Origin of the sequence: Streptomyces sp. SID5785 (assembly GCF_009870065.1) — a bacterium.
GTDB lineage: Bacteria > Actinomycetota > Actinomycetes > Streptomycetales > Streptomycetaceae > Streptomyces.
In genome coordinates, this window is record NZ_WWIA01000362.1 from 1 (window position 1) to 209 (window position 209).

1 protein-coding gene is annotated in these 209 nt (G+C 73.7%); it reads left to right on the plus strand.

Annotated features, from left to right (window positions below; all coding sequences use genetic code 11):
* Positions 1-209 (plus strand): 2Fe-2S iron-sulfur cluster-binding protein (locus GTW43_RS11700; protein WP_161301588.1); only part of this gene is annotated, 209 nt, incomplete at both ends.

The window sequence follows — 209 nt, forward strand, 5'->3', positions numbered from 1 at the left end:
CACCGGCCCGCCGGCCCGACCGGCACCGGCCCCATGGTCACCTTCGCGCGCAGCGGCATCTCCACACCTCTGCCCGAGGGCCGGCCCGGAAGTCTGCTCGAGCTCGCCGAAGCCTGCGACGTGCCCGTCCGCTGGAGCTGCCGCACGGGGGTCTGCCATCAGTGCACGACGCCTCTGCTCTCCGGGGAGGTCTCCTACCTGTCACCCCC